22 protein-coding genes are annotated in these 24293 nt (G+C 61.7%); 4 read left to right on the forward strand and 18 right to left on the reverse strand.

The window, feature by feature from the left end; all coding sequences use genetic code 11:
- Positions 1-42: 42 nt before the first annotated feature.
- The 4 genes from ACEE43_RS05235 to dapB all read right to left on the reverse strand — a co-directional run bounded on the left by ACEE43_RS05235 (position 43) and on the right by dapB (position 4249).
- A complete protein-coding gene (locus ACEE43_RS05235) occupies positions 43-1758 on the reverse strand; it encodes a ribonuclease J (RefSeq protein ID WP_449107835.1) in 1716 nt (571 codons plus the stop codon).
- 102 nt (positions 1759-1860) lie between these two features.
- Entirely contained in the window at positions 1861-2793 is a 933-nt protein-coding gene (gene dapA / locus ACEE43_RS05240) for a 4-hydroxy-tetrahydrodipicolinate synthase (protein ID WP_449107836.1), read from the reverse strand.
- A 91-nt stretch (positions 2794-2884) separates the two neighbouring features.
- Positions 2885-3490, reverse strand: coding sequence for a hypothetical protein (locus ACEE43_RS05245; protein WP_449107837.1), 606 nt, complete (start codon positions 3488-3490; stop codon positions 2885-2887).
- A 3-nt stretch (positions 3491-3493) separates the two neighbouring features.
- Entirely contained in the window at positions 3494-4249 is a 756-nt protein-coding gene (gene dapB / locus ACEE43_RS05250; RefSeq protein ID WP_449107838.1) for a 4-hydroxy-tetrahydrodipicolinate reductase, read from the reverse strand.
- Between the two features lie 338 nt (positions 4250-4587).
- Between dapB and ACEE43_RS05255 the strand changes: the two genes are divergently transcribed.
- The gene (locus ACEE43_RS05255) at positions 4588-6546 is read left to right on the forward strand and encodes an acyltransferase family protein (RefSeq protein ID WP_449107839.1); all 1959 of its coding nucleotides are present in this window, start codon (positions 4588-4590) and stop codon (positions 6544-6546) included.
- 155 nt (positions 6547-6701) lie between these two features.
- Here ACEE43_RS05255 and ACEE43_RS05260 read toward each other — a convergent pair whose 3' ends face one another.
- The 5 genes from ACEE43_RS05260 to ACEE43_RS05280 all read right to left on the reverse strand — a co-directional run bounded on the left by ACEE43_RS05260 (position 6702) and on the right by ACEE43_RS05280 (position 12751).
- Positions 6702-7265, reverse strand: coding sequence for an endonuclease domain-containing protein (locus ACEE43_RS05260; protein WP_449107840.1), 564 nt, complete (start codon positions 7263-7265; stop codon positions 6702-6704).
- A 692-nt stretch (positions 7266-7957) separates the two neighbouring features.
- The gene (locus ACEE43_RS05265; protein WP_449107841.1) at positions 7958-9289 is read right to left on the reverse strand and encodes a M16 family metallopeptidase; all 1332 of its coding nucleotides are present in this window, start codon (positions 9287-9289) and stop codon (positions 7958-7960) included.
- Positions 9290-9403: 114 nt separating this feature from the next.
- Positions 9404-11632 (reverse strand): polyribonucleotide nucleotidyltransferase, encoded by a 2229-nt coding sequence (locus ACEE43_RS05270; RefSeq protein WP_449107842.1) that lies wholly within the window; start codon positions 11630-11632, stop codon positions 9404-9406.
- Positions 11633-11866: 234 nt separating this feature from the next.
- A complete protein-coding gene (gene rpsO / locus ACEE43_RS05275; RefSeq protein WP_135012745.1) occupies positions 11867-12136 on the reverse strand; it encodes a 30S ribosomal protein S15 in 270 nt (89 codons plus the stop codon).
- A gap of 312 nt (positions 12137-12448) precedes the next feature.
- On the reverse strand, positions 12449-12751 hold the full coding sequence (locus ACEE43_RS05280) for a hypothetical protein (protein WP_237186860.1): 303 nt from the start codon (positions 12749-12751) through the stop codon (positions 12449-12451).
- A gap of 88 nt (positions 12752-12839) precedes the next feature.
- Here ACEE43_RS05280 and ACEE43_RS05285 point away from each other — a divergent pair, with 88 nt between their 5' ends.
- From ACEE43_RS05285 to ACEE43_RS05295, 3 genes are read left to right on the forward strand one after another with little or no spacing between them, the layout of a single operon-like run.
- Positions 12840-13322, forward strand: coding sequence for an S-ribosylhomocysteine lyase (locus tag ACEE43_RS05285; protein ID WP_237237462.1), 483 nt, complete (start codon positions 12840-12842; stop codon positions 13320-13322).
- The gene (mtnN, locus tag ACEE43_RS05290) at positions 13301-14062 is read left to right on the forward strand and encodes a 5'-methylthioadenosine/S-adenosylhomocysteine nucleosidase (RefSeq protein WP_449122301.1); all 762 of its coding nucleotides are present in this window, start codon (positions 13301-13303) and stop codon (positions 14060-14062) included. The genes ACEE43_RS05285 and mtnN overlap by 22 nt, the downstream gene beginning before the upstream one ends.
- 36 nt (positions 14063-14098) lie before the next feature.
- The gene (locus ACEE43_RS05295; protein ID WP_449107844.1) at positions 14099-14923 is read left to right on the forward strand and encodes an aldo/keto reductase; all 825 of its coding nucleotides are present in this window, start codon (positions 14099-14101) and stop codon (positions 14921-14923) included.
- Positions 14924-15134: 211 nt separating this feature from the next.
- Here the strand turns inward: ACEE43_RS05295 and ACEE43_RS05300 are convergent, their stop codons facing one another.
- The 9 genes from ACEE43_RS05300 to ACEE43_RS05340 all read right to left on the reverse strand — a co-directional run bounded on the left by ACEE43_RS05300 (position 15135) and on the right by ACEE43_RS05340 (position 24154).
- Positions 15135-16091 carry a bifunctional riboflavin kinase/FAD synthetase gene (locus ACEE43_RS05300; protein WP_449107845.1) on the reverse strand — a complete coding sequence of 319 codons (957 nt, stop codon included), beginning with the start codon at positions 16089-16091 and terminating at the stop codon, positions 15135-15137.
- Between the two features lie 80 nt (positions 16092-16171).
- A complete protein-coding gene (locus ACEE43_RS05305) occupies positions 16172-16594 on the reverse strand; it encodes a hypothetical protein (RefSeq protein WP_449107846.1) in 423 nt (140 codons plus the stop codon).
- A gap of 105 nt (positions 16595-16699) precedes the next feature.
- On the reverse strand, positions 16700-17074 hold the full coding sequence (locus ACEE43_RS05310) for a hypothetical protein (RefSeq protein WP_237212103.1): 375 nt from the start codon (positions 17072-17074) through the stop codon (positions 16700-16702).
- Positions 17075-17080: 6 nt separating this feature from the next.
- On the reverse strand, positions 17081-18124 hold the full coding sequence (gene truB / locus ACEE43_RS05315; protein WP_449107847.1) for a tRNA pseudouridine(55) synthase TruB: 1044 nt from the start codon (positions 18122-18124) through the stop codon (positions 17081-17083).
- A 3-nt stretch (positions 18125-18127) separates the two neighbouring features.
- On the reverse strand, positions 18128-18565 hold the full coding sequence (gene rbfA / locus ACEE43_RS05320; RefSeq protein ID WP_185173286.1) for a 30S ribosome-binding factor RbfA: 438 nt from the start codon (positions 18563-18565) through the stop codon (positions 18128-18130).
- Positions 18566-18863: 298 nt separating this feature from the next.
- Positions 18864-21734, reverse strand: a complete 2871-nt coding sequence (gene infB, locus ACEE43_RS05325; protein ID WP_449107848.1) for a translation initiation factor IF-2 — start codon at positions 21732-21734, stop codon at positions 18864-18866.
- Between the two features lie 229 nt (positions 21735-21963).
- A complete protein-coding gene (locus ACEE43_RS05330) occupies positions 21964-22209 on the reverse strand; it encodes a YlxR family protein (RefSeq protein ID WP_336603566.1) in 246 nt (81 codons plus the stop codon).
- Between the two features lie 169 nt (positions 22210-22378).
- Complete coding sequence (nusA, locus tag ACEE43_RS05335; protein ID WP_237197266.1) at positions 22379-23419, reverse strand: transcription termination factor NusA; 1041 nt, start codon at positions 23417-23419, stop codon at positions 22379-22381.
- 135 nt (positions 23420-23554) lie between these two features.
- Entirely contained in the window at positions 23555-24154 is a 600-nt protein-coding gene (locus ACEE43_RS05340; RefSeq protein WP_449107849.1) for a ribosome maturation factor RimP, read from the reverse strand.
- Positions 24155-24293: the final 139 nt, after the last annotated feature.

The following is a 24293-nucleotide window of genomic DNA, read 5'->3' on the forward strand; positions in this document are numbered from 1 at the left end:
CCGGCAGCAGGTAAAACTGCCGCCGGGTATGTTCAGAGGTTGCTAGTTACCTTCAGCCTCGGGGGTGTGGGTCTCGATGACCACGGGCACGATCATGGGCTTGCGGCGCAGGCGGCGGGCCACCCAGGCACCCATGGTGCGGCGGACGATCTGCTGCAGCTGGTGGGTGGTGTGCACCTTCTCGGGGGCCCGGTGCAGGGCGTCCTCGAGGGCTGCGGTGATCTTGGGGGTGATGTCGTCGAAGACGGAGTCGTCTTCGGCGATGCCGCGGGCGTGGATGTCGGGGCCGGTGACTACGCGCTTGGTGGCGCGGTCGACCACGGTCACGATAGAAACGAAGCCCTCTTCGCCCAGTACGCGGCGGTCCTTGAGGTCGTCCTCGGTCACATGCCCCACGGACTTACCGTCGACGTAGACGTATTCGCAGGGTACCTGACCGACGATATCGGCGCGGCCATCGCGCAGGTCTACCACGGTACCGGAGTCACAGATCAGCACGCGGTCGCTCTTAATACCGGTTTCGATAGCGAGCTTGCCCGAGGCCAGTAGGTGGCGGACTTCGCCGTGTACGGGCATGACGTTCTTGGGCTGCAGGATGTTGTAGCAGTAGAGCAGCTCGCCGGCGGCGGCGTGGCCGGAGACGTGGACTTTGGCGTTGCCCTTGTGTACCACGTTGGCGCCCAGCTTCATCAGGCCGTTGATCACGCGGTAGACGGAGGTTTCGTTACCGGGAATCAGGGATGAGGCGAGGATGATGGTGTCGCCCTTTTCGACCTGAATCTTGTGGTCGCCGTTAGCCATACGGGAGAGGGCTGCCATGGGCTCGCCCTGGGAGCCGGTGCACATCATCACGATTTGCTCGGGGCGGTAGTCGTCGACCTTCTTGAGGTCGACCAGAATACCTTCGGGTACGTTCAGGTAGCCCAGCTTCTCTGCGATGGTCATGTTGCGCACCATGGAGCGGCCCACCAGCACGACCTTGCGGCCGCGCTCGGCGGCGGCGTCGAGCACCTGCTGCACGCGGTGCACGTGGGATGAGAAGGAGGCAACGATGACGCGGCGCTTAGCGTCGCGCATGACGTTAGAGATAACCGGGCCGATGTTCTTTTCGGTGGGAGTGAAGCCGGGAACCTCAGCGTTGGTTGAGTCGGGCAGGAAGAGGTCAATGCCTTCTTCACCCAGGCGGGCGAAGTGACGCAGGTCGGTGATGCGGCCGTCGAGGGGCAGCTGGTCCATCTTGAAGTCGCCGGTGTGCAGGCACTTACCGGCCTTGGTGCGGATGAAGACTGCCAGGGCATCGGGAATGGAGTGGTTAACGGCTACGAATTCGCATTCGAAGGGGCCGAAACGCTCAACCTGGCCCTCAACGACGTCCATGGTGTAGGGCTTGATGCGGTGTTCCTGCAGCTTTGCCTCGACCAGGGCCAGGGTCAGCTGGGAGCCAACCAGGGGAATGTCGGGGCGCAGACGCAGCAGGTAGGGTACAGCACCGATGTGGTCTTCGTGGCCGTGGGTCAGCACGATGGCCACGATGTCCTGCAGGCGATCCTTGATGTAGTTGAGGTCGGGCAGAATGAGGTCAACGCCGGGCTGGGACTCTTCGGGGAAGAGCACGCCGCAGTCAACAACGAGCAGTTTGCCGTTGATCTCGTAGACGGTCATGTTACGGCCGACTTCGCCCAGCCCGCCCAGGGGCACAACGCGCAGAGTGTCTTTTTTCAGTTTGGGAGGTAGGTGCGGGCTTTCAACTGTTTGCATAGTTTCTCTTTCGTTCGTTTTTCTTTTCTGAATACGGGCAAAGCGGGCCACCCAAAATCGCCGTGATTTTGGGTGGGCCCGCCGGGTACCCGCAGTACGTTTTTACTTGACCAGGGTTGAGGCGATGATGGAGCCTTCGAGGTCGGAGCGCATGAGGGCGGCTTCTTCGTCGGTAGCCAGTACGTGCGGCAGGCGCACGGTGGCTGAGCCGAGGATGCCCTGCCAGGTGAGAATCTGCTTGGCAGCAACACAGCCGGGTACGCGGCTCATAGCGGCGCGGACGACCGGGGCCAGGTCGAGATGCAGTTTCTGGGCGGTTGCCAGGTCGCCGGCGACGGTTGCGTCGATCAGCTGGCGGAAGTGTTCGGGGGCTACGTGGGAGGTAACGCCGACGAGGCCGACGGCTCCCATAGCCAGCCAGGGTAGGGTCAGCCCATCGTCGCCTGAGTAGTAGTCCAGGTCGGTGGTTTCCATGACCTCGGTGGCAGCGGTGAAGTCGGCCTTGGCGTCCTTGACTGCCACGATGTTTTCGTGGTCTGCCAGGGCACGGTAGACGGCCGGGGTGATGGGGATACCGGCGCGACCGGGGATGTCGTAGAGCATGACGGGGGTCTTAACCGCGTCAGCGACAGTCCGGAAGTGGGCTTCAAGACCGGTCTGGGTGGGCTTGTTGTAGTAGGGGGTAACTACAAGCAGACCATCCACACCTACAGCTTCGGCGCGGGAGGCCAGGTGCAGGGTATGGGCAGTGTCGTTGGAGCCAACGCCAGCTACGATTTTGGCGCGGTCGCCGACGGCTTCTTTGACGATGCGGAAGACGTTTTCGTTTTCTTCATCGGTCATGGTGGAGTATTCGCCGGTGGTGCCGCAGACGATGAGACCGTCGTGGCCTCGGTCCACCAGGTTGGTCGCGAGCGCTGCGGTTGCTTGTTCGTCCACTTCGCCGTTGGCGGCAAAGGGGGTGACCATGGCGGTGAGCAGGCGCCCGAAGACGGGTTCTGCTGCGGTTGAGGTGTTCTGTGCGGTCTCAGACATATCTACTACGTTACCTTATCTGGCTAGGTGGGGTGGGGTGAGTTTGCTTAAAGCTAGGTGGCTTGGCGGGGCGGACACCCGCGGGCAGCTTCTAGACAGAGAGTTGGGCCGGGGTTTTGCCGCGGTGAAGGGCGATGGCGGTGCGCATGGCTTTGCGGGCGCGTTTTCGGTCGCCGGAGGCGTCGTAGGCCAGGGAGAGGTGGAACCAGTTTTTCCAGTTGGTGGGTTCAGCCTCGGTTGCTGCGGCAACCCGAGTGAACTCAGCGTCGGCGGCGGCTCGGTCGATACGGCCGGATTCTGTGCGGGGCAGGGTGTCTTCGGGCAGTTCCCCGGTTGCGGCGAGTTCTTGGCCCAGTGACTGGGTGCGGGAGCCGAAGATAATTTCGCGCACCATGGCCCAGGCTCCTAGGACGGGCAGTACGATGAGAGCCCCGCCCAACAGTGCGCCCAGGGTTCCGGCATTCTGCAGGAAGATGAAGCCCCTCTGAACGGTCAGCACTAGGTAGAGGCTCAGGGCCACCGTGACGAGGGCGGCGAAGGCGCGCCCCCGCCCACCGGCGTCCACCGCGATAAATACCGCGCAGAAAACACCGACCGCGAGCAAGAAGAGGCGGGTTCCTAGCGGTAGGGGCAGGATGAGCACGGTGAGGACGGCCAGGGTAATTGCCCCGGCGGTAAAAGCGCGCAGCGAGGTCACGGGCTAGTCCAGGTTGAGGTAGCGGTCAAGGCCCACGGTGAGGCCGGGGTGCTGTTCGACCTGGCGGACGCCCAGCAGGACGCCGGGCATGAAGCTGGTGCGGTCAAAGGAGTCGTGGCGGATGACCAGCTGCTGGCCGGCGTCTCCCAGCAGGATTTCCTGGTGGGCGGTCAGGCCGCGCAGGCGGACGGCGTGCACGTTGACGCCGGCGACCTTGGCGCCGCGGGAGCCGCCCTCATCGGTTTCGGTAGCATCGGGTGAGGCGGGCACGCCAGCTTCAGCGCGGGCTGCTGCAATTTTGTGAGCGGTGTGGACGGCGGTACCCGAGGGGGCATCCACCTTGTTGGGGTGGTGCATCTCGATGACCTCAACCGATTCAAAGAACTTAGCGGCCTTAGCTGCAAACTCGGTGGCCAGGATAGAACCGATGGCGAAGTTGGGGGCAATCAGCACGCCCACCCGGGGGTGCTCGGCGAGCAGGGCTTCAAGGGAAGCCAGGCGCTCTTCGTTCCAGCCGGTGGTACCAACCACCGCGTGGATGCCGTGCTCAACAGCGAAGCGTACGTTCGCCTCGGTTGCTGAGGGAACGGTCAGGTCGATCATGACGCCGGCGCCGTATTCAACGAGCAGGTCCAGGGAGTCCCCGTTGCCCAGGGCGGCTACCAGATCCATGTCTTCTGCGGTGTTGACCGCTTTCACTGCCTCTGACCCCATACGACCGGCAGCGCCTACAACAGCGACCTTCCAAATCTTGCTCATGCCTCTATATACCCCTTAGTTAGTCCGTTAGCTTGGGTGCCGAGCGGCACCTGGCGGTACTCGCTCACGCGCACAGCACCGGCTGGCGCAGGTATCGCATCAACAAGCCACATCACACTACTCTAGCGAACGGGGTAGCCTCGCTGCACGCTCTGCCGCACCCAAGCGTCCTTTCACCTGCGCTAATACCCGAAAGTAGGCGGGGGTATTTCAGCATCCGAAACCGCCTTCGGCCCGTTGAGTGCTAAAAGACCCGGCGGGTGCGACACAAGATAAGCCTGCCAGCTCTTACACTAGAAAGGTGCGCCTGCACCCCAGCTCACCAACCCAAGGGAACTATGAAAGACGATCACGTTTTTTACTCTGCCGTGCACCCCCACGAGGGGCAGCGACGCTTTGTCCTGCGCGGTCTCGACGGCGTACGCGCTATCGCGGTGCTGCTGGTGCTGGTGTACCATTTCTGGCCCCAGTACCTGCCCGGGGGCATGATTGGCGTTGATATTTTCTTCGTTATCTCGGGTTATCTGATTACTGCCCTACTACTGCGCGAGGGTGCCTACACCGGCAAGATGGATATCGTTTCTTTCTGGGTGCGGCGTCTGCGCCGCCTGGTGCCGGCTTTTGCCCTGCTGACCCTGGTAGTAGGTTCTTTGGCCCTGCTCGTGGGCGGCGACGCGCAGGTCGGCCTGGGCCGTCAGATTCTCGGTGCTTTTACCTATTCGTCGAACTGGCTGCTGATCTGGGCCGGTAACGACTATTTCACGCAGACCTCCCCTGAGCTCATGACCAATTTCTGGTCACTGGCGGTTGAAGAGCAGTTCTACCTGTTCTGGCCCGTGGTGATGGTCTTTGTCTTTATGTTTACCGCTAAGTGGTGGCAGCGAGCTCTGGTTCCTGGCGTTTTGGGCGCCCTGTCGCTGCTGGCTGCGGTCGTACTGGGGCTATTGGGTGCCTCTAGCACCCGCCTCTACTACGGCACCGATACCCACCTCTACGGGCTCATGCTGGGCGTGCTACTGGCCATGATGATTCCCTGGTCCATGTACCCGCCCGTTGACGACCGGCTTTACCCCCTAGTAGGTTATGGCAACGGTATCTGGGGCTGGCTCCGCCAGCTGGTTGGCTGGGGCTGCTTGGTTGCGGTGGTTCCCTATGCTTTGACTCTGTCAGACCACAGCTCCTGGCTAATGCCCTGGGGGCTGCTGGTGGGTTCCCTCCTGGGTATGGGCATGATTCAGGCCCTGCTTCCGGACGTCCGTGGCGGCACCTCCGGGCTATTTCGGGGTTTGCTGTCTCTAGCTCCCCTGCGCTGGATCGGCCAGCGCTCCTACGGCATCTACCTGTGGCACTGGCCCCTGATGGTGCTGGCCCACTACACCTTTGGGGCAGCACGCTCCCCCTGGGTGAACTTTGGTGTGCTACTTCTGACTCTGATCGTTGCAGGGCTCTCCTACATGTACGTGGAGCAGCCCGTGCGCAAGCTGGGCTTCCGTGGGGCGCTCTCAGCCTGGTTCTCAGCCATGGTGGCACCGACTGGCCGGGCCCTGCCGGTGGGCGCAGCCGTCCTTGCCGGTGTAACCCTCATTGCCACTGTTTTTGCAGTGCGTACCGCACCTGCCATGACCCAGGCTGAAGCCGTGGTGGCAGCCGGTGCCAACTACGCGCAGGCGTCCGCGCCTGCACCCCAGCCGACTACCGCATCAGCTGCTCCCAGCTCTTCTGACAGCCCCAGCGCCTCGGCTGAACCGACGGAAAGCGCCAGCCCCTCCCCCAGTGCTTCTGCTTCGAAGGTGGCCGCTGTTGATGGGTCCCAGGTGACGATTGTGGGTGACTCGGTCACGCTGGCTTCTTCGATTGCCCTGGGTGAGGCTATGCCCCAGGCCCTGGTCAATGCGGAAGTTTCCCGCACTAGCTCCGCTGCCCTGCCCATTATTGAGCAGATGGTAGATTCGGGTCAGATGCGCGAGGTTCTTGTACTCTCGGTAACAGCTAACTCTACTTTCACCGTAGATCAGCTAGAACAGCTCAAGGCATCGGTGTCGCCTAACGGGGAGCGCAAGATCGTGCTGGTGACCGGTGTTGGCCCGGCAAACCTGACCTGGATTGAGCCCTCTAACCAGGTGATTCGCGAGTTCGCGGCGCAGAACCCCGATACGGTCTTTATTGCCGACTGGCAGGCAGCGGCCAAGGGCCACCCCGAGTACCTGGTCTCCGACGGCGTGCACCCGCAGGGTGAGGGGCTGACTGTCTATGCTCAGACCGTCAAGGACGCGGTGGCGAAGGCGCTGGCGGGATAAGGTCGTGCAGGGCCGGGCCGTCAGGTCTGTGCCGTGTCACGGGCTGTTCCCCGGCTCCCGGCGTCCTTCCCGCGTTTGCCCGCTTTTCCCCTCACTTTGTACCACGTGCTGCCCATATTTAGCCCCAAATGTGAGCAGGGCGCGGTACAAAGTAGCTAGAGCGGTGCCCCTCTGCGCAGTTCAAGCATTGCAGCAATTTCACTGGCTACCTGCTCCGGATGGTTTCTCACCTGCGCCCAGCTATACCGAAGAACAATCCAGCCCTGATTCTGCAGCTGTTTCTCACGCTTGCGCTCTGACATAACAGCCCGATCAGTAGGCCCGTAGTCCGTGTATTTGATGTGGCCGTCAAACTCAACAATGACCTTCTCATCCTCGTACAGAAAATCAGGTCTATATACCCTACCTCCAACCACTACGTTTACTTGCTGTGCAGGTCTCGGTAGACCACCGTCAATAATTGCGATCAATAGAAGAGTTTCACCGGGGCTTTCGCACAGGCTACTGAGATACGGAAGTGTAGCCCGCGCTCGGCGTGCTCCCCGGCCCTTGAGTCTATACAGCCGCTCTTCTACAGCTTCACTCGTTGTAAGTTGCCGGTTCAAAGCCGAGTTGATAATGCACACCGATTCGCTCAGCTCCAGGTATCTCGCACAGTCATCGAGTGTCTGTAGCAGGCTAGTTGCTCGCACTGTTCCTGATATGTATGCGATAGGCACAGAAGGTTTTACAGTGTAATGCTTGATGATTCCTTGAGCGCGGCCTCGAGTATTCGAGCCAGCCAGAATATCGACCAGGTTCTCTGAAGCAATGACGCTAAGGCCATGGAGCCAGGCAGCGCTCCTGTGGCTGAAGATAGCATCAGGGTTCTGTTTTGCATAGGCAGCTATGGCGTAGGGGTATCGCTCGGCTGGTCGCAGAGAGTTATAGATAGAGCTTGGGCAGAATATGCCGGGGCGTAATTGCACGAGCTCGCCGCGGTGCATTTTGCGTGTGATGGTGGAGTTGCATAGGCCGGCGGCTACAAGTTCGGCACGGGTGGAAACGAAGGTTAGAGGTTCAGCGATCCGCATAGGGTGAGTTTGGCTCACCGTGTCTGAGGTTTTCTACCATACGGCAGCTTGTGGATAGCAGATAGGAATCTTGTGCCTAGCCAGGGGTCTTTGGGTCGTTCTTTTGGTGCAGTGAAGACGCTTTGTTTCGCCTTCTATCCACAGGGGTTGACCGGCTGTCGTTTACCCGTTTCGGGGAGGAGCCCCGTCCCCCTGCTCTGCTTTCCCCTCACTTTGTACCACGTGCTGCCCATATTTAGCCCCGAAAGTGGGCAGGGCACGGTACAAAGCGGTGAGCTGCCCGTAGAGTGCGCAAAAAAGAAGGACGCCCGCAGATAAGCAGGCGCCCTCCCTAAAGTTTATTTGACGATGGTGGTGACCCACTCCTGGTCTGCTAGGTAGCGGGCCAGGTCGTTGACCTGGTCGGCGGTTACTGACCGAACGCCATCGAGCAGCTCATCGATCGAGAGGAACTTACCCGAGTCCAGCTCTGCCCGGCCCAGGCGGCTCATGCGGGAGCCGGCGTCCTCGCTTCCCAGCACGGTGGAACCACCCAACTGCCCAACGACCTTCTCAAGTTCTTCTTGCGTGATACCGTCGCGCACAAAATCGTCGAAGGTAGAGCGCATGAGCTCGGTAACCTGCCCGGCCTTGGCAGGAAGGCAACCGGCGTACATGCCAAAGTAGCCGGCGTCTGAGTAAGAGCCGGTGAAGGAGAACGTGGAGTAGGCCAGGCCGCGCTTCTCGCGGATTTCCTGGAAGAGACGGGACGACATTCCCCCGCCCAGAGCGGAGTTGAGCACGCTCATGGCGTAGCGGCGCTCGTCGCCGGCGATGAGGCCGGGGCAGCCCATCACGATGTTGGTCTGTTCAAAGCCCTTTTCGAGGGTTTTTTCGCGGGCACCGGGCACGATGTTGCTCTGTTGGCGGACGCGGCGCGGGGCAGGTAGGGCACCTTCGGTCAGGTCCCAGCCGCGGTTGGCCAGGGAGTCAAGGACCAGGTTGACGATTTCTGAGTGGTTGAGACTACCGGCTGCGGAGATGACCAAGCGGTCGGGGGTGTAGAACTTCTTGTAGTGTTCCCAGACCTTATCGCGGGCAACGTCGGTGATTTCCTGCGGGGTACCACCGATAGGGCGCCCCAGGGGGTTGCTGCCCATGAGCTGTTCAATGAAGGACTCGAAGGCGACGTCGGTGGGGTCGTCCTGATCCATGGCGATTTCTTCGAGGATGACGCCGCGTTCCTGTTCAAGTAGGGCGGGGTCTAGTTTGGCTCCGGTGACCATGTCGGCGATAACGTCGATGGCCATGGGGGTGTCTTCATCGAGCACGCGAGCATAGTAGCAGGTGTGCTCTTTGGCGGTGAGGGCGTTGGATTCGCCACCTACCCGGTCGAAAGCGTGGGCGATGTCGAGGGCGCTGCGGCTTTCTGTGCCTTTGAAGAGCAGGTGTTCGAGGAAGTGGGTGGAGCCCAGCATGCCGGGCTGCTCGTCGCGTGAGCCCACCCCTACCCAGAAGCCGATGGAGACGCTGCGTTGGGATGGCATGCGTTCGGTGATGACGCGGACGCCGCCCGGCAGCACGGAGCGGCGCACTTCGTTGCCTCCCCCACCGGCGTAGATGAGACGGCCGACGCGGTAGTTAAGCTCATCGGTGAGGTCAGCGGTTTCAAGGGGTAGAAGGACGGGCATATCAGTCAGGTCTTTCTGATGGGGAAAGTAAGAAATTGAACGAGTAAGAGGGGGCAGACACCGGGTGTCTGCCCCCTCTATCTGCTTCGTACGGTAGAAGCTACGGAGCGGTCATTACTCTTCGTCGCCGCTCTCTTCGCCTTCGGCTACGACGGGTACCAGTGACAGCTTGCCGCGGTCGTCAATCTTGGAGATCTCGACCTGGACCTTCTGGCCCACGCCGACGACGTCCTCAACGTCGTCCACGCGCTTGCCGTCGTTGAGCTTGCGCAGCTCGGAGATGTGCAGCAGGCCGTCCTTACCGGGGGTCAGTGAGACGAAGGCACCGAAGGTGGTGGTCTTCACGACGGTACCCAGGTAGCGTTCGCCGACCTCGGGAACCTGCGGGTTAGCAATCGCGTTGATTGCTGCGCGGGCTGCCTCTGCGGAGGGGCCGTCGGTAGCGCCGATGTAGACGGTGCCGTCGTCCTCGATGGAGATGTCAGTACCGGTGTCTTCCTGGATCTGGTTGATCATCTTGCCCTTGGGGCCGATGACCTCACCGATCTTGGCAACGGGTACCTGAACGGAGATGACGCGGGGTGCGTAGTCGCTCATCTCGTCGGGAGCGTCGATTGCTGCATTGATGACCTCGAGGATGTGCAGGCGGGCTTCACGTGCCTGGGTCAGGGCGCCTGCCAGGACGGAAGCGGGGATGCCGTCGAGCTTGGTGTCCAGCTGGATAGCGGTGACGAACTCGGAGGTACCTGCGACCTTGAAGTCCATATCGCCCAGGGCATCCTCAGCACCGAGAATGTCGGTCAGGGCTGCGTAGCGGGTTTCGCCGTTGACCTCGTCGGAGACAAGGCCCATGGCGATACCGGCGACGGGGGCGCGCAGGGGCACACCGGCGTTCAGCAGGGAGAGGGTGGAGGCACAGACGGAACCCATGGAGGTAGAACCGTTGGAGCCCAAGGCCTCAGAGACCTGGCGGATAGCGTAGGGGAATTCCTCGCGTGAGGGCAGAACCGGGGTCAGGGCGCGCTCAGCGAGAGCACCGTGGCCGATTTCGCGACGCTTGGGTGAGCCCACACGGCCGGTTTCGCCGGTTGAGTAGGGAGGGAAGTTGTAGTGGTGGATGTAGCGCTTGGACTTGACCGGGTAGAGGGAGTCCAGCTGCTGCTCCATCTTGAGCATGTTCAGGGTGGTGACGCCCATGATCTGGGTTTCGCCGCGCTCGAAGATAGCAGAGCCGTGGACGCGGGGCAGTACCTCAACCTCAGCGGTGAGCTGACGGATGTCGGTCAGGCCGCGGCCGTCGATACGGACCTGGTCGGTGAGGATGCGCTGACGCACAACGTGCTTGGTCAGGGCGTTGAAGGCTGCGTTGACTTCGTCTTCGCGGCCCTCGAATTCCTTGCCTTCTGCGGCCAGGGTTTCAACGATTTCCTGCTGCAGGTCAGCGGACGCGGTTTCGCGGTCCTGCTTACCGGCGATGGAGTAGACCTCAACGATCTTGGGCTCGAAAGCCTTGACTGCTTCGTCGATTTCTGCGGCACGCTCACCGAAGATGGGCAGCTCCAGGGCGGGCTTGCCGGCGCGCTCGGCCAGGTCAGCCTGGGCCTTGCAGAGGGCTGCGATGAAGGGCTTAGCAGCTTCGAGGCCTTCAGCAACAACTTCTTCGGTCGGTGCGGTGGCGCCGTCTTCCTTGATGAGCTTCCAGGAGTTATCGGTAGCTTCTGCTTCAACCATCATGATGGCGACGTCTTCGGTGCCGTCAGCCTTGGTCACAACGCGACCGGCTACAGCCATATCGAAGACAGCGTTCTCAAGCTGGGAGTACTTGGGGAAGGCAACCCACTGGCCGTCGATCAGGGCAATGCGCACACCGCCGACGGGGCCCGCGAAGGGAGCACCGGAGAGGGTGGTGGAGCAGGATGCCGCGTTGATTGCGACGGTGTTGTAGATTTCGTCGGGCTCAATGGTGAGCACGGTGACAACGACCTGCACCTCGTTGCGGATGCCCTTCTTGAAGGCAGGACGCAGGGGGCGGTCAATCAGACGAGCAGCCAGGATCGCTTCGGTTGAGGGGCGGCCTTCACGGCGGAAGAAGGAGCCGGGGATCTTACCGGCTGCGTACATGCGCTCTTCAACGTCTACGGTCAGGGGGAAGAAGTCGAAGCCGTCACGGGGGCTCTTACCAATTGCGGTGGCGGAGAGCAGGGTGGTGTCGTCGTCGATGGTGACCAGGGCAGAGCCTGCGGCCTGCTTGGCCAGGCGGCCGGTTTCGAAGCGTACTACGCGCTTACCGAACTTGCCGTTGTCAATGATTGCTTCTGCAAACTGAATTTCGGGACCTTCCAAGGTTCCTCCATTTCTGTTGTCTGCGCCGCGCCTTCGGTCATCGATTGAGGCTCACAGACCCCGCCAATAGGGCTTTCTGTAAACCGCTACCGAGGACCGTCAAAGCACGCGGCGACTTATTTCTATTCTGTGGGTGGTAGGTGTGGGTGAGGGCGTCACCCTCGACCAACGGCGTCCGACTATTAAGCCGGATGCGCGGGTTGCGGTGTCGCCCTCACGCTCACAAACCTTGTGTTATCGGCGGATACCGAGACGCTCGATGAGGGCGCGGTAACGCTCGATGTCGACGCTCTTGAGGTAGCCGAGCAGGTTGCGGCGGCGACCAACGAGAATCATCAGACCACGACGTGAGTGGTGGTCGTGCTTGTGGAACTTGAGGTGTTCGGTCAGGTCGGTGATACGACGAGTCAGAACTGCAACCTGAACCTCGGGTGAACCGGTGTCACCTTCGTGGGTTGCGTATTCCTTCATGATTTCCTGCTTGATCTTGGGATCAAGAGCCATGGGTTAACTCCTAGAGTTAGTGCCGTGTGCGGCCCGGTCAACATTTTTGCTGCCGGGTTGAGGGGCAAGGACGCCGGTGGGCGGCTTTCCCGCTGCAGGTAACTGCCACGGACTGCAGTCACATACATAGTCAACTCTACAGCACAAGCTAGCCACCGGGAAGAGAGGCCCCGGTGGTAGCTTGCTCACCTGCATCGCTCTCTTGGCCGTGCCCGCAACACCAGTTTGTACCGCGCGCGGCCCATTTTTAGTACCGTTTGCGGGCAGGGCGTGGTACAAACCTGGTCAAGCCGGCAGGGAGGGCTCCCCGTGCTACTTCTTTTCGCGGCCGAAGGCCAGGGAAGCGAGCGCGGTAGCACCGGTAACGGCGCACACAGCGGGCCAGGGGCCAATCTTCTTGTGCAGGGCGTGGGAGTAGCCGAAGGCGCCGAGGTAGACGGCGGTGAGGGCGGCGGCGGTGCCGGTTCCCGCGTTCTTCTTCCAGCCGGCAAAGGCAGCAGCGCCGCCAGCGGCTAGGGCGACCCCGCCCAGGGCGCGGACGTTTGTAACACGGGCAACCTTGTAGCCGCCCATTAGGCCGGCTGAGGCAGCAGCGGTGGGAATCAGTACGTTCATGGAAGTACTCCAATCGTTCGTGAACACTTATGTCTTAGCCTACTCCTCCAGCTAGCGCGAGTTCCCTAAGTACGAGAGAATAGTAAGCATGCAAATCACTGAGAATTTTGAGAAGCAGAAGACTAATGTTGAGTCTTTCGACCTGGATCATACCGCTGTGGCAGCCCCCTACGTGCGCGTAGCTGACCGTAAGACCCTGCCAGGTGGGGACGTCCTGATTAAGTACGATGTGCGTTTCACCCAGCCGAACAAGGGTCACCTGGGCATGAAGGCGGTTCACTCGATTGAGCATATGACCGCCCATCACATGCGTAATCACACCGACGCTCTGATTGATTTCTCCCCTATGGGTTGCCAGACCGGTTTCTACGCCCTGACCCTGGGTGTTGAGCCTGCCGATTTTATGCAGATTCTTGAGGCTACGATGAATGACCTGCTGCAGGCCGATGAGGTTCCGGCCGCTAACGAGGTTCAGTGCGGTTGGGGTGCTAACCACTCGCTCGACGAGGCCCAGGCTGCGGTTCGTGCTTTCCTCGAGAAGAAGGACGAGTGGGAGCAGGTGATGGCCTAGTGTCGGCTTTTGCTCTTCCTGGCGGCTTTGATAACGCCGCTATCGTGCAGGTAGCCATGGACGAAGAGGCTGCCCCCTTCCTCGCTAAGACCGAGCCGGTCGGTGAGGCCTACGCCCTGGGTGAGGCCCTCTTCTACCCCCGGGTGCTTGCCACCGGCACTGACGAGCTGAAGATTCTGCTGGTGCGCTCAAAGATTGGCCTGGTCAATGCCGCCACGGCCCTGTCTGTTGCCCTGGCGCTGGTGCCTACCCCGCGCGTCATTGTGTCTGCCGGTACCGCCGGCGGCCTGCGCGCCGACGTGAATGTGGGCGACCTGGCTATCGGCACCGACTACACCTACACGGACGCGGACGCCACCGCCTTCGGCTACGAGTTCGGGCAGGTTCCCGGCATGCCCGCAACCTACGCCACCGACCCGGCGCTGGTTGAGAAGGCCCGCGCTGCCGCAGCGGCCTACACCGGTGAAGGCAGCGCCCTCTTTGGGCAGATGCTGGCCGGTGGGTCTTTTGTTACCGCCCACAACGTCAAAGACACCCGCCAGCTCTTCCCCCAGGCGCTTTCCACCGACATGGAAACCACCGCCCTGGCCCAGATTAGCTCCAGTCGTTCCCTGCCCTTCATCGCGGTACGCGGTATCTCTGACCTCTGCGGCCCTGCAGCCGACCAGGACTTCCACATGGACGCCCCCATCGTGGCCGAACGAAGCGCCACCCTGGTGCTTGACCTGCTCAGCCGCTAACCCGCGTCCGCCCCGCTCCACCCGAGAGGAAAACCAATGCAAAACCATACCCTGCGCGACGGCACCTCAATCCCGCCCCTGGGCTTAGGCACCTACCCGCTCAACAACGTAGACGCCGAGGTCGCCGTCTCTGAGGCTATCGCCCGCGGCTACCGCCTTATCGACACCGCGGTGAACTATGAGAACGAGGTGGGTGTTGCCCGCGGCGTCCTGCGCTCAGGCACTGCGCGCGATGAAATCTTCGTGCAGTCCAAGCTGCCGGGGCGCGACCACGGCTACGAGCCCGCCCTCCGTTCCCTCGAAGGCACCCTGAGCCGTATGGGTTTTGACTACCTCGACGCCTACCTGATCCACTGGCCTAACCCCTCCCAGGGCCTCTATGTCGATACCTGGCGGGCTCTCATCAAAGCCCAGGAAGAGGGGCTGGTCAAGTCCATCGGCGTCTCTAACTTCCTGCCCGAGCACATCGACCGTCTGATTGAAGAAACCGGCGTAACCCCCGCCATCAACCAGATTGAGCTGCACCCCTACTCCCAAAAGCAGGACTGGGCCGCCTATAACTTCGACCACGCCATTTTGACCCAGTGCTGGTCGCCCCTGGGCCGCAAAACCGACCTGCTCAAGGACGCCGCCCTCGAAACTATCGCCGCTGAGGCCGGTAAGACCGTGGCCCAGGTTATCCTGCGCTGGGAGGTCCAGAAGAACCTGGTGCCCCTGCCCAAGAGTTCTCAGGCCCTGCGCATGGAAGAAAACCTGGCGGTCTTCGACTGGGAGCTCACCGAGGAGCAGGTCGCCCGCATCGATGCGCTCGAAGCAGGTGTGGGCCGCGGCTTTGACCCGAATACTCACGAAGAGATGTAGGAGAAGGAAGAAGGCGGAAGGGCGGCAGCCTCACGCTCGCTGCCGACCCTCTCGCTGGTTCGCTAGCGCTCACAAGCGATTCACGCCAGCCCCGAGCCAGCAGCTTCGCTGTGAGCCTGCTGCCCTTCCCACCCTTTCCCGCAAGAGCAAGGATCCCACGTAAAAAGTTCCCGGAATAAGACCTCTTATTCCGGGAACTTTTCTCTGTGCGCTAGCTGATGCCGAGGATAGTTTTGGCCTTTTCAACGTCGGCGTGCATCTGCTCAATGAGGGCTTCGACGCCGGTGTAGGCGACCATGCCGCGCAGATAGTCCACAAATTCCAGGGTGACATGCTGCCCGTAGAGGTTGAAGTCTTCGACCTTCTCTTCGGGGCGGCCGATGACGTGGGCTTCGACCTGACGGGTGGTGATGCCTTCGAAGGTGGGGTTAGTGCCCACCGATACGGCGACGGGGTGGCGGGTTCCTGCCTCGTCGATGAGCCAGCCTGCGTAGACCCCGTCACCGGGTACGAGGCCGACGGAGTCGACGTCCATGTTGGCGGTGGGGAAGCCGAGTTCGCGGCCGCGGGCAGCGCCGTGCACGACTTCGCCGCTCATGTAGTGGTTGCGGCCCAGAATAGAGGCGGCGTCGCGTACCCGTCCTTCGGCGAGCAACTGCCGAATGGAAGTCGATGAGCAGCGGCGGTCATCGTGGGCGAGCAGGTCTTCAACAACGAGTACCTCAAAGCCGTATTTTTGGCCGAGTTCCTTCATGGTGTTGAGGTCGCCGGAGTTGTTGGTGCCGAAGCGGACGTCATCGCCGATGACCACGAATTTGGCGTTGAGGGCATCGACAAAGGTTCGTTTGACGAATTCTTCGGGGGTTTGGGCGGCGAAGGCTAGGTTATAGTGCAGCAGCAGGTAGTAGTCGACGCCGAGGTCAGCGAGGATTTTTTGGCGGCCGTCCTGCCCCATGATTTCGATGTGCACCCCAGCAGGGCCGTGGACGCGGGCGGGGTGGGGGTCGAAGGAGACGGCGACAGAGGAAAGGCCGTGCACTTTAGCGGTGTTGACCAGGGTGGAGAGCACTTTTTGGTGGCCGATGTGCACGCCATCGAAGTTACCGATGGTGACCACGGTGGGGCCGAAGTCGGCGGGGATCTGGGCGAGATCGGTAAAGCGCTTCACTGTGCTCCTCGGTTGGGTTGCTTCGTGTCTATACTACGCGTATTTGGGGCCTTCTGCTGAGGGTAGGCGGACGCTGCTGGTTAGCGGGTGCGGCTGGGGAGGGTTTTGTTGAGCCACCAGAGGCCTACCATGGGCAGAATCAGGGGGATGTAGCCGTAACCGGATCCGAAGTGGGACCAGACAGAAGCTAGCTCAAAGTGCTGGGGTTGCAGGTAGGAGAAGATGCCGATGATGAGCACGCCGGCCATTTCGATGCTGACGGCGGCCAGGGAGATTTTCCAGGCCCCCTCACCCTTCTTAGCCAAAGCGATAGTGGCAACCAGGTAGATGAGGGCCGAGAGCGCTGAAAGGCTGATAGACAGCGGGGCTTCATCGAACTTGCGGATGACCTGGTAGAGGGCCCGGGCCCCCGCCGACAGGGTAAAGACGCCGTAGATGACGACGAGCAGGCGGCCAAAGCCGCTATTTTTTGTAGCGGAGGCTTTGTTCTGTTTTTGATTCATTGTCTTCTTCCATCTCCCAAGCAATGTTGATGCTGCTCTTACTGGCGTTTCTGGCCTTGAGCGCACGCCCTGCGCTCACTTTCTACCGCACCCCAGTGCATCGACCTAATAGTAGTACCAGAGCATGTTCATACGGTGCACCATGATAATCAGCACCGGCCCGGTTAGCCCTAGCACCAGGGTTGACCAGCGGGTTCGTTCGGAGAGTGACCAGATGAAGGTGCCGACGGGGATAATCATGGCGGTGAGCAGGTAGCCGTAGTATTCGAGCCAGTCGCCGCTGGGGCCGTCCGTTGTGACCTGCATGATGATGGAGCCGACCAGGTAGATGATGAGGAAGGCTTCAAGAAGAATGACGGAGCCTTGGGACCAGTCGTCGGGGGCTGCTCCGCGTAGGAAGCGGGTGAGGCAGATGAGGAAGGAGGCTAGGCCGAGTGCGGTTATGGCCCAGAACCAGAGGTCGAGTCCGGCGATCATCATGACGGGTTAGTTTTCCTTGAAGGTTGTTCCGGCTTCGAAGACGAGCACGGGGGCGGCTACGTTTTCGCGGCGGAAGCGGGTGTTTTCGATGATGGCGACGAGGGTGCCGTTGGGGGCGAAGGCGGCGGTGAGGCCGGTGGTGGTGGGTTTGTCGTGCCCGCCGACTGACCCGCGTTTGGGGGTTGAAGTGCCGATGGCTCCGTCTGTGGGAGTGATACGGCGGCCGTTGGCGAGGTCGGTGGCTTCGGCTGCGGTGAGGTTGCGGACGACAAAGAGGCGGCGAGCTGCTTCTTCGATGGGTAGCAGGGGGGCTGCTTGTTCTGCTTCTCGCCCGGCGATGAGTTCGTCGAGGGTGTGGGCGTCTTCGGCGCGGATTTCGCCGATGGCGGTGCGGCGCAGGGCGGTGAGGTGGGCGCCGGTTCCTAGGGCTGCACCGAGGTCGCGGGCTAGGGCGCGGATGTAGGTGCCTGCTGAGCAGACGACGGTGACGTCGAGGTCAAGGACGCTGGTGCTCACCTCTTCTTCGCCCAGCTGGTAGGTGGCGGTGGTGGGGCGAGCCTCGTGCAGGTCGAAGGAGTGTACGGTGATGGGCCGGGCTTCGAGTTCGACTTCTTCTCCTGAGCGTACGCGGGCGTAGGAGCGTACCCCGTTGACTTTGATGGCCGAGACGGCGGAGGGTACCTGCATGATGTCGCCGGTGAGGGCGGCAATGTGCTGCCTGATGGCGTCCTCGCTGATACTATCCAGCGCACCGTCGTTAGCGACGGCGGTGGCTTCGCCGTCCGCGTCGTCGGTGAGGGTTGAGACGCCGAGGCGGATGGTGGCGGTGTAGGTCTTGGTCTCCCCTACGACCCAGGTGAGCAGGCGGGTTGCCTTGTTGACGCCAAGGATGAGCACCCCCGTGGCCATGGGATCGAGGGTGCCGGCGTGCCCGACTTTGCGGGTGCCGGCGATCCACCGCATTTTGGAGACCACGTCGTGGCTGGTGAGTCCGGCGGGTTTGTCAACGACGATGAGGCCCGAGGGCCCGGTGGGTGCTTTCTTGGCCACGGTTTAGGCTTCGTCTTCCTCGGTTTCGGTGCTCTTGTAGGCATCCTCGCCACCGGCGTATTCGGCGCCTTCGCGGGCGGCGGCCAGTTCGGCGTCGCGTTCCTTGGTCTTGCGCAGCAGATCTTCAATGTGGGCTGCGTTGACGGGTACTTCGTCGGGGACGAAGGTGAGGGTGGGGGTCAGGCGCGCGGTGATGTTCTTGCCGACCTCTGAGCGCAGGATGCCCTTGGCTGATTCGAGGGCAGCCTTGGTAGAGGCCTGCTCTTCTTCGGAGCCGAAGACGGTGTAGTAGATGGTGGCGTGCTGGAGGTCGTTGGTGACACGGGCATCGGTGACGGTGATGAAGCCGAGGCGGGGGTCTTTGATGCGGCGTTCGAGGGCCTGGGCAACGATGACCTTAATGCGGTCGGCTAGGCGGGCGGCGCGTGCCGGATCTGCCATGATGTTCTCCTTCTCTAGAGAGGTTTCTATGTTTAAGTGTAAAGGCACCCTAGGGTTCGCGGCGAAGCTGCTGGCTCGGCGGCTGGCGTGAATCGCCTTGTGAGCGAAGCGAACCAGGCGAGAGGGTCTGCAGCAAGCGCGAACCCTAGGGTGCCTTAGCGTGATTGCTAGGTTATGTACCCGGCATACCCGGCGGGGCGGGGCGCCCCAGAGCCGGCTGGCCGGGTCTGGCGTTAAGGGATGCCGGCGGGTGGGGCGCCCCGCCCGCCGACGTCCTTAATATCAACCAGGTAGAAGCCTAGACGCGGGGCTTTTCCTGCATCTCCCAGGTTTCAATGACATCGCCTTCCTTGATGTCGTTGAAGGAGCCCAGGCCGATACCACACTCGTAGCCTTCGCGGACTTCGGTGGCGTCGTCCTTGAAGCGGCGCAGGGATTCGATGGTGAGGTTGTCGGCGACAACTGCACCGTCGCGTACCAGGCGGGCCTTGGAGTTGCGCTTGATGATGCCGGTCTTGACGATAGAGCCTGCGATGTTGCCCCACTTGGAGGAGCGGAAGACTTCGCGGATTTCGGCGGAGCCGAGTTCGACTTCTTCGTATTCGGGCTTGAGCATGCCCTTGACGGCTGCTTCGACTTCTTCGATAGCGCGGTAGATGACGGAGTAGAACTTCATTTCTACGCCTTCACGGTCGGCCAGTTCTGCCACGCGTTCGGCGGGGCGGACGTTGAAGCCGATGATGATTGCGTTATCGACGGTTGCCAGGTTGACGTCGTTCTGGGTGATAGCACCTACACCGCGGTGGATGACGCGCAGCTGAACTTCGTCGCCGCCTACCTCGATCTTCATGAGGGACTCTTCCAGGGCTTCAACAGCACCGGAGACGTCGCCCTTGATGATGAGGTTGAGGGTGTCCATCTTGCCTTCTGCCACTGCGGCGTCGAAGGATTCGAGGGTGACGCGCTTGCGGCGCTTGGCTAGCTGGGCGTTGCGGTCGGCTGCTTCACGCTTTTCGGCGATCTGGCGGGCGGTACGTTCTTCTTCGGTGGAGAGGAAGGTGTCGCCTGCGCGGGGTACGGTGTTGAGGCCGAGTACCTGCACGGGGCGTGAGGGGCCGGCTTCTTCGACGTTGTTGCCGTTTTCGTCGAACATGGCGCGGACGCGGCCGTAGGCGGAGCCTGCGACGATGGCGTCGCCGACGCGCAGGGTACCTGACTGGACGAGGACGGTGGTGACGGCACCGCGGCCCTTGTCGAGGTTAGCTTCGATGGCTACGCCGCGGGCTTCCTTGTTGGGGTTAGCCTTCAGTTCGAGGGCGCCGTCGGCGGTCAGGGTGACGGCTGCGAGCAGTTCGTCGATGTTCTTACCCTGGCGGGCTGAGACCTCTACGAACATGGTGTCGCCACCGTATTCTTCGGGTACCAGGCCGTATTCGGTGAGCTGACCGCGGATCTTGTCGGGGTTAGCGCCTTCTTTATCGATCTTGTTGACGGCAACAACGATCGGTACGCCTGCGGCCTGGGCGTGGTTGAGGGCTTCAACGGTCTGGGGCATAACGCCGTCGTCCGCAGCTACTACCAGGATCGCGATGTCGGTGACCTTGGCACCGCGGGCACGCATGGCGGTGAAGGCCTCGTGACCGGGGGTGTCGATGAAGGTCAGGTAGCGCTCTTCGCCTTCGACCTCGGTGTGGATCTGGTAAGCACCGATGTGCTGGGTGATGCCGCCGGCTTCACCGTCGATGACGTTGGTGTTGCGGATGGCGTCGAGCAGGCGGGTCTTACCGTGGTCGACGTGACCCATGACGGTCACGACGGGCGGGCGTACTTCAAGTACTTCGTCGTCCTCGGCCTCGGCTTCAGCAGCCAGGTTGATGTCGAAGGATTCGAGCAGTTCGCGCTCTTCGTCCTCGGGGGAAACGATCTTGATGACGTAGCCCAGTTCGGCGCCGAGCAGCTCGAAGGTGTCCTCGTCGAGGGACTGGGTCTGGGTTGCCATTTCACCCAGGTGAATCAGTACGGTTACCAGGGCTGCGGCGTTTGCGCCAATCTTCTCGGCGAAGTCCATCAGTGAGGCACCGCGACGCATACGGATCTCGGTGGTACCGTCGCCGTGGGGTACGGCTACGCCACCGATGGTAGGCTGACGCAGCTGCTCTTCACGACGCAGAGCTGACTTAGTCTTGCCCTTCTTCTTTTTACCGCCACCGCGACCGAAGGCACCCTGGGCGTTGCCTCGACCGCCACCGGGGCCACCGCGACCGGGGCCGCGGTTGAAGCCGCCGCCACCGTTACCGCCGCCGGGGCCGCCCGAGCCGCGACGGGGGCCGCCACCTGAGGGGGCACCGGCGCCGCCACGGGCGCCGACGTTACCGCTCATCTTGGTGGGCATCATGTTGGGTGAGGGGCGGTTGCCGCCACCTGCGGGTGCGGGGCGGGGTGCGCCGCCGGCAGGACGGGGGCCACCGGCACCTGCGCCTGCAGGGCGGGGGGCGTTGTTGCGTCCGCCTGCGGGACGGGGGCCACCGGCACCGGCAGGACGGGGGCCGCCGGGGTTGTTGCCACGGGCGTTACGGCCGCCTGCGGGGCGGGGACCGCCTGAACGCTCGCCGCGGTCATTGCGGTCGTTGCGCTTGCCCATGCCCTGTGAGGGGGCGAAGGGATTGTTGCCGGGGCGGGGGCCGGGCTTAGCGCCAGCAGGCTTGGGGGCCGCGGGCTTGGGAGCTGCCGGCTTAGGAGCAGACATACCCTGAGTGGTTGAGAAGGGGTTGTTGCCGGGGCGGGGGCCAGCGGGCTTAGCGGCGGCTTCCTTCTTCTCAGCGGCGGGGGCGGGCTCTGCTACGGGCTTGGGGGCAGCAGGAGCTGCCGGGGTGGCAGGCTTGGGAGCTGCGGCACCGGGCTTAGGAGCACCTGCGCCAGGCTTAGGTGCGGATGCACCGGGCTTGGGAGCTGCTGCCTTGGGGGCTGCGGCGTCCTTCTTCTCGGCTGCGGGAGCCTCAGCAGAGGCGGCAGCCTTGGGGAAGGCGGCGCGGAGTTTCTTTACAACGGGCGGTTCAAGGGTAGATGATGCACCCTTGACGAACTCGCCAAGTTCCTGAAGCTTTGCGACAGCTTCTTTTGAGGGGATTCCGAGTTCTTTAGCGATCTCGTGAACGCGGGGCTTAGCCACTTTTCTCCTGTTCTGGTTCGCACCGAACAGGGGCGAACCTTCAGTTTGTATGAGGTATCAGCTGGGTTGCAGCTGGGTTTTTGCCGGTGGGCGAGCACAGGAAAGTACTCATTGCGCGGCACTCATCGGGTTTCCATCAGTTTTCTGACTCGCTTTCGTACACAGTAAGTCGTCAAACTCGTTGACATTGTTGGTTCGCCACCCCTGGCGGGGTTGAACCGGTGCCCCATTATGCTGGGATCACCAGTTCATTGGCTTCGACCCGGGTTCTAAAGGCCCTGGCGAGCGCGTTTTTCTTAAGCGCTTGGGCAAGGCATTCGGGTGTGTGGTGGAGCCAGGCTCCACGCCCCGGGAGGTTTTTGGCCCGGTCAAAGACTGCACGCGGTGGTTCAGTCTGGGTCAGGGCAATACGGACGAGGTCATGGGCGGGTGCTGTGGTTCGGCAGCCGATGCAGGTGCGGACGGGGGTGTGCAGCTGGGGCGCTCCCTTCGTGTTGTTGACCTGTTTACTGCCAGCTCATTAGCGCGAGCTGGCAGGCATGGCTGGCTGCTGACCAGTCATGAGCACTCTATAGTGATGTGACCTCTATAGACCAGTTTAGCCCCCTTGCGGGGGCTAACGGCAAATATGTTAGTCAGCTCTCTTATTCAGCGTCAGATTCGGGCGCTTCTTCAGCGCTTTCTTCCTGGGCTGCTCGGGCTGCTGCCATTGCGGCTTCGTATTTGGAGGCTGAGATGATGTCGATACGCCAGCCGGTGAGCTTAGCGGCCAGGCGGGCGTTCTGCCCTTCCTTGCCGATGGCTAGGGAAAGCTGGTCATCGGGCACGATAGCACGGGCTGAGAAGGTCTTACGTTCGGTGACGGTGACTTCGCTGACCTTAGCCGGCGAGAGAGCTGCGGCAATGAACTCTTCGGGGCTCTCGGAGTGGTCAACGATATCAATCTTCTCGTTGTTGAGCTCACCCATCACCGCGCGAACTCGGGCGCCCATTTCGCCGATGCACGAGCCCTTGGGGTTAACACCGGGCTTGGTGGCGCGTACAGCAATCTTGGTGCGGTGGCCGGCTTCGCGGGCAATGGCCATGATTTCAACTGAGCCATCGGCGATTTCGGGAACCTCATGCTCAAAGAGGCGACGCACCAGGTTGGGGTGGGAGCGGGAAAGCACGATGGAAGGACCCTTGGGACCACGCCTGGCTTCTAGTACGTAGGCGCGGATGCGGGTGTTGTGGGCGTAGCGCTCACCGGGTACCTGCTCGGCGGTAGGGAGAACAGCTTCAAGGGTGCCGAGATCGACATGGATCATGCGAGGGTTGGGGCCCTGCTGAATAACGCCTGAAATCAGCTGACCTTCGCGGTCTTTAAACTCACCGAGCACGGCTGAATCCTGGGCATCGCGCAGACGCTGCTGGATGACCTGACGGGCAGTAGAAGCCGCGATACGACCAAAGTTATTGGGAGTATCGTCGAACTCACCGATCTGCTGGTCGTTCTCATCGAGTTCAGGAGCCCAGATAGTGACCTTACCGCTGGTGCGGTCAAGCTCTGCACGTGAGCCACGGATGGCACCGGGCTGCTTCTGGTAGGCCAGCAGGATGGCGCTCTCAATCATCGGGATCAGGTTGTCGATTGAGATGTCGCGCTCTTTTTCGAGCAGGCGGAGGTTGCTCAAATCAATGTCCATGGTTGGCCCTTCCGTGTAACACGGTGCCGGGGCAAAAAGCTCCGGCACCGTTTGCGGTGTATGTTCGCGCGCCTAGGCACGCGGCCTCAAAAGTATTGAGTTGTGGTCTTGTTTCTTTATTCTAGCGAGTACTTGCTAGCGGTTGAATTCAATTTCTACCTTTGCGGCAGAAATTGTGGCCCAGGGAAGGGTGACGGCATCGCGGTAGCTCTCAGGCTGGCCCTTCTTGGTTTCTTTCTTCCGGCGCAGGACCGGGCCTTCCTCGGTCACAAAATCGAGTCGAGCTAGGTACTTCTCTCCCCCGGTCTCAGTGATCTCGATGAGACGGTCGATAGACCGCTTCCAGTGGCGGGTCTCAGTCAGGGGGCTGGTCACACCGCGGGAGGAAACCTCTAATGAGTAGGGCACTTCGCCATCGTCAGCCGCATCCAGGGCAGACGATAGGGCTTGCGATACCTCAGCGATAGTATCGAGTGACAGGGCGTCGGTGCGGTCCTCGGGGTAGTCCACCACAATCTCCAGGGTGCGGTTAGCCCCGCTTCCCTTAGCGGTCAGTTTCTCCAGCACCAGTTTGAAGTCCTGCTCCACGACCTGGGTGATGGCCTCGCGCACACCCTCAACACTCACAAAGCTACCTGCGGGAGTCTTTTGGGTAATGCCCTGCTCAGCGCGGGCAGCGGCCCGGCGCTCGCGGGCGTTGGGGGCGTCCTTTTTGCTGGCTTTGGGTGATGCCATCGCGCGTAACTCCTGACGTTGAGGGGCAAGTAGATTCATTCAAGCCTATCACTCGCGCCTACCCCCATCGCCGGGAATTCGCTGAGGGCGGGCAGGTGCGAGGACTTTTTGGCAGAATGGGAGGTGGGCTTTAGCCCGC

The organism is Rothia sp. 11254D007BW (assembly GCF_053548195.1).